Consider the following 9,061-nt stretch of genomic DNA (forward strand, 5'->3'; position numbering starts at 1 on the left):
GTATGGGCGATTACTGGCGGATTGTACGAAAAATATTGCGCAGACGGCTGAGTATCCGGGAGCGTTTACTGCTGCTCCTGTTTATCAGCAGCTTGTTGTCGGCCCTGGTGTTTGCAGGCTTGTCCTTTTATGGCGTTACCTTCGTGCAAAAAGATATAGCAGAGATGGGGGGACAGCTTTCGCAGGAGGGAGCTGCATACACACAGGAATATATAAATAAAACCAGTAAGGAGACGATAGCAGACTTAGCCAGGTCGAAAGCTAACTTTATTGACTATGAGTTGGCACATATGAAGCATGATGTGACCATTTTAGCAGATGCTTTGACTTGGATACATAAGCATCCGTCCAATTATCTGCCAGCTGCTGTTCTTGACCCGTATAATGGGAAAGTTCCGCCGGCTGCGCCCTATATTATCTATAGTCCTGAGGTGCGAAAACGTGGTATTGAAACGGTACGGCAAGAAGTTGAGCTGGCCGCCAATATAACGGGTACGATGGTGCCGATGGAAAAAAACTATGGTTATTATAGTTATTCCGCAACCTATTTTGGCAGTAAATCCGGGTTTTTAATTTGCAGCAGCGTCTTTGTTGGGGATAAGTACAGTCCGATGTCTGATGACCCGGCTTTTAGTTATGACCCTTGTGTCCGCCCGTGGTATCAAAATGCCATCAAGGCCAATGAGGTTGTATTTTCTTTGCCGTATCGCACAATTTTGACAGCGGAACATAGTGATGTTGAAGTTATAAGCTGCTCAGCACCATATTATGATGCGGAGGGAATTGCCGGTGTAGCAAGTCTTGATATGGCGACTAAGGAGTTGCGTCAATATATTCATAATACGGCCATTGGTGATAAGGGCATTAACTTTATCATGAACAATGATGGCAAGGTGATTTTTTCACCGGTACACGAGGGCGTGCTGGCCGAGACAGATAAACAGCAGGATTTACGGAAATGCGAGTCGGCGGAGTTTGCCAGGGCTGCTTATTATATGACTAATGGCGAAAGTGGTGTATTGCCTGTTGAGCTGTATGGTGAAAAATACATGCTGGCGTTTGCGCCACTCCCTACGATGAAATGGAGTCTGGGGATTCTGGTGTCACAGGACGAACTCTCATCTTCCTTGCAGGAAAGCCACAACTATTTCATGGGGCAGATGGAATCATTCAGTGATAATTTGCAGCGTGAGTCGTTTTTATTATTGCAGATGGCTGTGCTGGCTTTTTTTATCATGGTGGTTATTATGATATTTACGTCGAAGGCGCTTTCTGACCGGTTTGTAAAGCCGATAAAGCAAATGGCTGATGGCGTGCGCGAAATTGCCGGTGGCAATCTTGACAGGAAACTGGATATAACTACCGGTGATGAAATCGAACATTTAGCAACATGCTTTAATTCTATGACGGATGAGCTGAAAGCCTATATTGATAACTTGTCTAAGGCAACAGCTGAGAAGGAAAGGGTGGCTGCTGAGCTTTCGGTGGCTCGTAATATACAGCTGGGCGCATTACCGCAGGATTTTTTGACCGATTATCCGGAATTTCAAATAAATGCGGCCATGGATGCAGCAAAAGAGGTAGGCGGTGATTTTTATGATTTTTATATGACGGATGAAAACCATCTGGTGATAACGATTGCTGACGTATCCGGGAAAGGGATTCCGGCAGCCCTCTATATGATGCGTGCGAAAACCACGTTGAAGAATATGGTCTTAAGGGCGAAAAATGCTGCTGATTTTGCCGGCATTATGAAGATGGCGAATCAGGAACTTTGCCGGGAAAATGACGAAATGATGTTTGTGACGGCGTTTATGGCCAGGCTGGATTTGACAACAGGGGAACTGGTCTATGTAAATGCTGGTCATAATCCACCGCTGGTGCAGGCTGATGGCAAGTTCTGTTATTTGCAGCAGGCAAGAAAACATATGATGCTGGGCATAAACGAGGACGAAATGTACGAGGCGCATAGTTTGGTTATGCAGCGGGGGGATATGATTTTCCTGTATACGGATGGCGTGACAGAGGCCATGAATGAGGACGGGGAACTCTATTCGGAAGAGCGTTTGCAGGAAACACTGAACAGGCAGCCGCAAAAAGATGTAAGGGAAATACTGGCGCTTGTTCGTCAGGACGTCAGGACCTATGCCGGAGACGCGGAGCAATCCGATGATATAACCATGTTAGGGCTGAAATTTTGTGGCAGCCTGGATGATGCGTAGAACTTCTCAGCAAAATGTCTGCTTTGAGATACTGTTTTACAGGTTGACACTCTTAAAAATTTAGTCTATAATTATACATGATTAATGAATAATTATAAGCAAGGTGAAGAAAATGGATTTTAATGTTGACTTGGTGATACAATCCTTCCCGCTGCTCCTGTTGGGGGCGGGCATTACAATCAAGATAACGGCACTGTCGGTGGCAGTTGGTATTATCATCGGTCTGTTTATGGGCATTGCCCGTATCAGCCGGATTAAGATTTTCCGCTGGATAGCGGCCGTATACGTGGATTTTTTCCGCGGAACACCGCTCTTGATTCAGATTTTTTTGGTTTATTTTGCACTGCCCTTGATGACAGGGCAGAGAAGCGACCCCTATGTGGCAGCCATCAGCGCCTGCGGCTTGAACTCCGGTGCCTATGTCGCGGAAATCTTCCGTTCCGGCATTCAGTCCATCGACAAGGGGCAGATGGAGGCCGGGCGTTCCTTGGGCATGACCTGGGTACAGACCATGCGCTATATCGTGGTGCCGCAGGCTTTTAAGCGGGTTATTCCCCAGCTGGGCAATGAGTTTATCGCCCTCTTGAAGGATTCTTCGCTGGTATCGGTTATCGGTTTTGAGGAACTCACCCGCCGTGGTCAGCTCATTATCGCCAAAACCTATGCCTCGGTGGAAATCTGGACCTGTGTTGCGATAATCTATCTGATTATGACATTGACCATTTCCCGCTTTGTCGCATTCTTGGAGTGGAGGTTTGCAAAAGATGATCGTCATTGAAAATTTACATAAGGCCTTTGGCGAGGTTGAAGTGCTCAAAGGGGTCAATCTCCATATCAAACCGCAGGAAGTGGTCGCACTGATTGGCCCTTCCGGTTCCGGCAAGAGCACGCTTCTGCGCTGCATGAATTATCTGGAGGAACCCACCAGCGGCAAGGTCACGGTGGCAGGCACGCCGCTGGATGGCGAAGCCAATATCAATAAAGTGCGTGAAGAAGTGGGCATGGTGTTCCAGCGATTCAATCTGTTCCCGCATATGACGGCACTCGAAAACATCATGCTGGCACCGCTAAAAGTCAAGAAGGTCAGCAAGGCAGATGCTGAGAAAAAAGCCCGTGAACTTTTGGAGCGGGTTGGTCTGGCGGATAAGGCGGATAACTATCCCAGCCAGCTTTCCGGCGGACAGCAGCAGCGTGTGGCCATTGCCCGGGCACTGGCGATGGAACCTAAAGTCATGCTTTTTGACGAGCCGACTTCAGCCCTGGACCCGGAAATGGTCGGCGAGGTTTTGGACGTTATGCGTTCGCTGGCTAAAGATGGCATGACCATGGCTATCGTTACCCATGAAATGGGGTTTGCCCGCGAGGTTGCCGACCGCGTGCTCTTCATTGATGGCGGCGGCATTTTAGAACAGGGAACGCCGGCAGAAATCTTTGAACATCCTCAGCAGGAACGTACCCAGAGTTTCCTTTCCAAAGTGTTGTGAAAAAATCGTGTACATTTGTTTGTAAGTATAAGAAAACATTGACAATTCAATAAGTAACAATTATAATTGATGTTAGGCCGTTGGAAAGTGTCCGATGGCAGGTTTTAAGCAACAGGAGGAATCTCAATGGTTGGTAAAGTGAAATGGTTCAGCGCTGAAAAAGGTTACGGCTTCATTGCTCGCGAGGATGGGGACGATGTATTCGTACATTTTTCCGCTATCAATGATGAAGGCTTCAAGACTCTGAACGAGGGTCAGGAAGTTGAATTTGACATTGTGGAAGGCGCACGCGGTCCGCAGGCTTCCAATGTCAGCAAAACGGCATAATTTTTTTATACGCTAATGAAAGCCTTCCGAAAAAAAGGAAGGCTTTTTTATTTTTATTGAAAATAAAAGAAGGGTTTTTGCGCAGCTAGGCGAATATATACAGTATAAACCTCATAAGTTGCTAATTATCCGCAGGCAGAGTCCTGCGGCATCAAAGAAAGGGGATGTGTCGTATGGCAACATTCACTGTAAGAGGCAAGAACATCGAGATTACTCCTTCCCTGCGCGAGTATGTGGAAAAACGCGTAGGCAAAGTCACCAAGTATTTTGAAAATGTTGGTGATATTTCGGTCCTTCTGACCGTATCGAAGGGGCGGCACATTGTTGAGGTGACGGTTCCTGTACAGGGCGGCATCCTGCTTCGCGGCGAGGAAGCCACGATGGATATGTACACATCGATTGACCTGGTCGTGGAAAAGCTCGAACGCCAGATTCACAAACAGAAGACGAAATTAGCGCGCCGTTTCCGTGGTGGCGGTTTCAAGGCTGAGGCGCTTAAGTCTGCACCGGTTGAAACAGCAGCTGATGATGAAGAATATCAGGTGGTAAAGACCAAGAAATTCGTGGTCAAACCAATGGATGTACAGGAAGCCATCATGCAGATGAACCTTCTGAATCACAATTTCTTCGTGTTCCGCAATTCCGAAACCGAAGATGTGCAGGTGGTCTACAAGCGCACCGATGGTAACTATGGTCTGATTGAATCCGGAAATTAACCGTTTGATAGGTGTTAATCCCTTCCCCAATGCCCGCATAGCTTGCAAAAGCTATGCGGGTTTTTTGCGCATACATATTTCAAGAAAATTTCCATAAGCAAAAGGATTTCCACTTTGGGTGTAGAAATAGAAAAACAAATGACTTTGAATTGGGATGTACGATATGGAGAGAGGATGGTATTTATGGGCATCAGGCAAAAATTTTATGTTTTAGCCGGTATAGTAGGCGCCTTAATGGCGGTCATTTCTATTATTGGCTTTTTTACAGCGGACAAAAATCTGGAGCAGGCAGTCGAGCAGGAATTGACGGCTACGATGAATGATGCTGCATCGCAGATGGATGGCTGGCTGGAGCAAAAGGGTGCATCTGCACAGTATGCAGCCGATTTGATGACGGAATTCAATGGGGATGAAACGCGTACCAAGAGCATTGCTTCCCTGGCAATTGGTGCTTCTGACCCGGAGATTCTCGATTTGAACATTGGTCTGGAAGATGGCTATTTTGCCTCTTACCGCACCCAGAATAAGAGCACTGGTTCATTGGACCCGCGTACTCGTCCCTGGTATAACGATGCCAAAAAAGCGGGTAAAATGGTCTTTACTGACCCGTATGTAGATAAGAATACCAATAAACTGGTGGTATCTGCGGCAGCACCGGTTAAAAAAGATGGGCAATTTTATGGGGCAATTTGTACAGATATTGATTTGGCCGTGGTGGATGCGCAGGTGGACAAGCTGAAATACCACGGGGAAGCCGGTATGGCAGCTGTGGCCGATGACAAGACGGGCATGATTTTGGGAATTGGCACAGATGAGCAGATTGGTTCTCAATTTCAGGATTTGCCGGGAATTGGCAGCCATTTTGATGAAATGCTGAAAAAGGGCACAGGTGTCTTTATTTTTGACAGTCCGCGTGATGGCAAGATGATTTGCGGTTATGCACTGGTACCCAGCACGGGCTGGCTGTTTGCGATGAGCGTACCTTATGACTATGTATTTGCATCGGTCAGCACGTTAAAAATGGTTTATGGTGTGCTGACGCTCGTAGGGGTAATTTTGGTTTTAGGTGTTTGCTTCCAATTCTCCGGTAAAATTACGAATCCCATCGAGGCATTGGAACAGCATGCCCGCGAAATGGCCAAGGGAAATCTCTCACAGCAAAAGCTGGCGGTTACTTCCAGTGATGAAATTGGCTCGCTGACAAGTGCGTTTAATACCATGAGTGAGAATCTGCGGGATCTTATCCGTCAGATGGCTACGACTTCGGAACAGGTGGCAGCATCCTCGGAAGAACTTACTGCGAACGCTCAGCAGTCGGCAGATGCTTCTGTGCATGTGGCAGAAACGGTGGGCGATGTAGTGGCCAATGTAGCGCAGCAGCTCAGCGATATCAACAGCGCCAAGGGCAGTGTGGATGGCGTTTATCACGATATTGCAGATATGTCTGCTAAGGCCAAACAGGTTACTACGGCCTCCAATCAGACGGCGGAAGCAGCCAAGAAAGGTGCTGACTTGATGGAAGAAGCCATCAAGAAGATGGGCGCTATCGAACAGAGCGTGCTTTCGTCTTCGGAAGTGGTCAAGACTTTGGGCGAAAGTTCCCAGCAGATTGGGCAGATTGTGGAGGCCATTTCCTCCATTGCTCAGCAGACGAATCTCTTGTCCCTCAATGCAGCGATTGAAGCTGCCCGCGCTGGTGAACAGGGCCGTGGCTTTGCCGTTGTCGCCGAAGAAGTCCGCAAGCTGGCTGCTGAATCGCAGGAATCGGCAGAACAGATCAAGGAACGGATTGCCTCCATTCAGAATGAGACGGCCAGAGCCGTTGAATCCATGCAGAGCGGCACGGAGGAAGTTACGCTCGGAACCAAGGCGATTCGCGATGTCGGCGAACAGTTCGAAGACATTATGAGCAAGGTCGATGCCATCAACAACCAGATGGAAGAAATCAACAGCGCTGTAACGGAGGTTTCCATCGGCGCAGAGCAGATTGTTACGGCCGTAGATGCCATTGATAACATCAGCAACAAGACTTCTGACAGCATGCAGACCATTTCGTCGGCAACTGAGGAACAGTCAGCGTCCAATGAGGAAATCGCAGCAGCTTCGCAGGCATTGGCAACGCTGGCGACAAAGATGCAGGAGGCTGTGGGCAAGTTCCATGTCTGATGAAGGCGTGCAGGGATGCAGGAATAATGCAGGAAGGAGAAGTAGATTATGGGCTTTATAAGAAATTTAAAGGTGGCACAAAAACTGGCCATTATTGGCGTTATGGCCTTTATTGCCACAGTGGTGGTCGGCTGGGTCGGTTATACCTCCATCAAAGCGGCGCGGGCAGATATGGAAGAGCTTTATAATGAGGACACCATGAGCATTTACTATTGCTCACAGGTGCGTTATAACACCCGTTACTCACAGATTCAGGCCAGTCTGCAGCCTTATACTGTGCAGCCGGAACAACGCCAGGACAGGATGACGAAATTCAACAATGCTATAAGTGAAGCAGAAGATTTCATGAAGAAATATGAGGCATTGCATGCCAAGCATCCGAAACGGGCAGAAATGGCGGCCAAGGTACGCAAGGACTTTGATGCCTATAAGGCCAATGCCGCACAGCTTTTACAGATGAATGCCTATGAAGGTGAGGATGAGCGTGCACCGATGAATTTCTATCAGGAAAAGGTTATGCCGCTGGCTGTGGCGATGTCCGGTGATTTGGAAGCCGTTCAGAATAGAAGTTTGGAAGATGCCAAGAATGGGCTGGACAAGGGCGAAGAGGACATGAATAATGCGGTCTTCCGCATGATTGCCACGTGTGCAGTGATCATCGTGGTGCTTACGCTGGCGATTGCGTTTGTGACCAAGCAGATTGTTGACCCATTGAAGCTGGTTATCCTGGTTTGTGAAAAGCTTTCCCGCGGCGATTTCCGTACGGGCGGCAAGATTGGCACCATCGAGCGCAGTGATGAGTTTGGCCGCATGGAAGCCGCTGTCCGTGATATGCGGATCACCGTTAATAATCTGATCAAGAAGGTCATTACCTCGACGGAACAGCTGGCTGCTTCTTCGCAGGAACTTACCGCGACAGCCCATCAGTCGGCACTGGCTTCCGAGCAGGTGGCGCAGCGGGTAACGAGTTCTGCCGGCGCGGTTATCGAGCAGCAGAAGGACGTTGAAGAGGCGATGGAATCCATTGACAACACCATGCGCTCCATCGAGAACCTTAATCAGACAGCCAGTGAGGTTACGGCCAATGTCACCGAATCCCATAAGCAGGCACAGGATGGCAGCAGTGCCATCGGCCAGGCTGTCGATAAGATTGTCAGCGTAGAAGAAATCGTCAATGGTTCGACGGTGACCGTGGACAAACTGGGGCAGCGTTCGCAGGAAATCGGCCAGATTGTCGAGACGATTTCGGGGATTGCCGAGCAGACCAATCTGCTGGCACTCAACGCCGCTATCGAAGCGGCCCGTGCCGGAGAACATGGCCGCGGCTTTGCCGTCGTAGCTGATGAAGTACGGAAACTGGCGGAAGAGTCCCAGAATGCGGCCAAGCGCATTACCGGGCTTATTGCCGCCATTCAAAGCGAGACTACGGATGCAGTCAATGGTATGCAAAAGGGCAATACTGCTGTCAAGGAAGGTACAGAATCCGTCGGCCAGCTCAAGGCAGCTTTTGATAAGATTCTCGAAGCCTCGGATGCTGTGGCTGAAAAAGCGCATGGCATGAGCGGCGACCTCAAGATTGTATCCAACGATACGGAAAATGTCCGTACCCGTTCCAGCAAGATTTCTGACAACAGCCGCCGGGTAGCTGCGGATATGGAAAGTGTTTCGGCAGCCGCTGAAGAACAGTCCGCTGCTGCAGAAGAAATTGCTTCGGCAAGTGAAGCATTGGCGCAGCTGGCACATGGCCTGCAGACTGCTGTAGGTGAATTTAAGGTTTAACCCCAATACAAATATACAAAGGGAAAAGGCGGTGACCGCGATGAACCGCTCCCCGTCAAGAGGACAATAAAAAATTATAAGATTTCTTAGGCCGGTAGATTCGTCTGCCGGTCTTTTTATGCGGCTAAATACAAGGTGTGTTTCTCTATCGGTGTTAGGATTCCGAGATTACGTTGCACACGCTTGTAGTTGTAATACTGAATGTAGTTTTCAATCGAATCTATTAGATTCTGTTTGCTGGTAAATCGTTTGCCGTAGTACATCTCTCGCTTTAGGATGCCCCAGAATCCTTCCATAGGCCCGTTGTCAATGCAGTGGGCTACACGGGACATACTTTGGGTCATTCCCTGTTTTTCCAATTTGTGAT

The 9,061-nt window shown here is 48.6% G+C and carries 8 protein-coding genes; 7 read left to right on the forward strand and 1 reads right to left on the reverse strand.

All coding sequences use genetic code 11. The features are described 5' to 3' along the window. Nucleotides 1-2 precede the first annotated feature (2 nt). From G598_RS0112840 to G598_RS0112870, 7 genes are all read left to right on the forward strand, one after another. The gene (locus tag G598_RS0112840) at nucleotides 3-2,222 is read left to right on the forward strand and encodes a SpoIIE family protein phosphatase (RefSeq protein WP_026767303.1); all 2,220 of its coding nucleotides are present in this window, start codon (nucleotides 3-5) and stop codon (nucleotides 2,220-2,222) included. A 112-nt stretch (nucleotides 2,223-2,334) separates the two neighbouring features. Beyond that, complete coding sequence (locus G598_RS0112845) at nucleotides 2,335-3,000, forward strand: amino acid ABC transporter permease (protein WP_026767304.1); 666 nt, start codon at nucleotides 2,335-2,337, stop codon at nucleotides 2,998-3,000. Beyond that, nucleotides 2,987-3,706 (forward strand): amino acid ABC transporter ATP-binding protein, encoded by a 720-nt coding sequence (locus G598_RS0112850; protein WP_026767305.1) that lies wholly within the window; start codon nucleotides 2,987-2,989, stop codon nucleotides 3,704-3,706. Before G598_RS0112845 ends, G598_RS0112850 begins: the two co-directional genes overlap by 14 nt. A gap of 126 nt (nucleotides 3,707-3,832) precedes the next feature. Next, nucleotides 3,833-4,033: a cold shock domain-containing protein gene (locus G598_RS0112855; RefSeq protein ID WP_026760071.1), complete on the forward strand. Its 201-nt coding sequence runs from the start codon at nucleotides 3,833-3,835 to the stop codon at nucleotides 4,031-4,033. A 173-nt stretch (nucleotides 4,034-4,206) separates the two neighbouring features. Further along, the gene (gene hpf, locus G598_RS0112860; RefSeq protein ID WP_026767306.1) at nucleotides 4,207-4,749 is read left to right on the forward strand and encodes a ribosome hibernation-promoting factor, HPF/YfiA family; all 543 of its coding nucleotides are present in this window, start codon (nucleotides 4,207-4,209) and stop codon (nucleotides 4,747-4,749) included. Nucleotides 4,750-4,983: 234 nt separating this feature from the next. Next, nucleotides 4,984-6,915, forward strand: coding sequence for a methyl-accepting chemotaxis protein (locus G598_RS0112865; protein WP_245582810.1), 1,932 nt, complete (start codon nucleotides 4,984-4,986; stop codon nucleotides 6,913-6,915). Between the two features lie 48 nt (nucleotides 6,916-6,963). Beyond that, complete coding sequence (locus G598_RS0112870; protein WP_026767308.1) at nucleotides 6,964-8,694, forward strand: methyl-accepting chemotaxis protein; 1,731 nt, start codon at nucleotides 6,964-6,966, stop codon at nucleotides 8,692-8,694. A gap of 116 nt (nucleotides 8,695-8,810) precedes the next feature. On the opposite strand, the gene G598_RS0112875 is transcribed toward G598_RS0112870, so the two are convergent. After that, on the reverse strand, nucleotides 8,811-9,061 hold a 251-nt coding region (locus G598_RS0112875), incomplete at its 5' end, for an IS3 family transposase (RefSeq protein ID WP_157833229.1).

It is taken from the genome of Selenomonas ruminantium subsp. ruminantium ATCC 12561, from assembly GCF_000424065.1.
Classification (GTDB): domain Bacteria; phylum Bacillota; class Negativicutes; order Selenomonadales; family Selenomonadaceae; genus Selenomonas_A; species Selenomonas_A ruminantium.

Excerpts from the sequence above, each read along its gene's own strand:
- G598_RS0112840 (WP_026767303.1), top strand. The coding sequence starts at position 3 with ATGGGCGATTACTGGCGGATTGTACGAAAAATATTGCGCAGACGGCTG.
- G598_RS0112845 (WP_026767304.1), top strand. The coding sequence starts at position 2,335 with ATGGATTTTAATGTTGACTTGGTGATACAATCCTTCCCGCTGCTCCTG.
- G598_RS0112850 (WP_026767305.1), top strand. The coding sequence starts at position 2,987 with ATGATCGTCATTGAAAATTTACATAAGGCCTTTGGCGAGGTTGAAGTG.
- G598_RS0112855 (WP_026760071.1), top strand. The coding sequence starts at position 3,833 with ATGGTTGGTAAAGTGAAATGGTTCAGCGCTGAAAAAGGTTACGGCTTC.
- hpf (WP_026767306.1), top strand. The coding sequence starts at position 4,207 with ATGGCAACATTCACTGTAAGAGGCAAGAACATCGAGATTACTCCTTCC.
- G598_RS0112865 (WP_245582810.1), top strand. The coding sequence starts at position 4,984 with ATGGCGGTCATTTCTATTATTGGCTTTTTTACAGCGGACAAAAATCTG.
- G598_RS0112870 (WP_026767308.1), top strand. The coding sequence starts at position 6,964 with ATGGGCTTTATAAGAAATTTAAAGGTGGCACAAAAACTGGCCATTATT.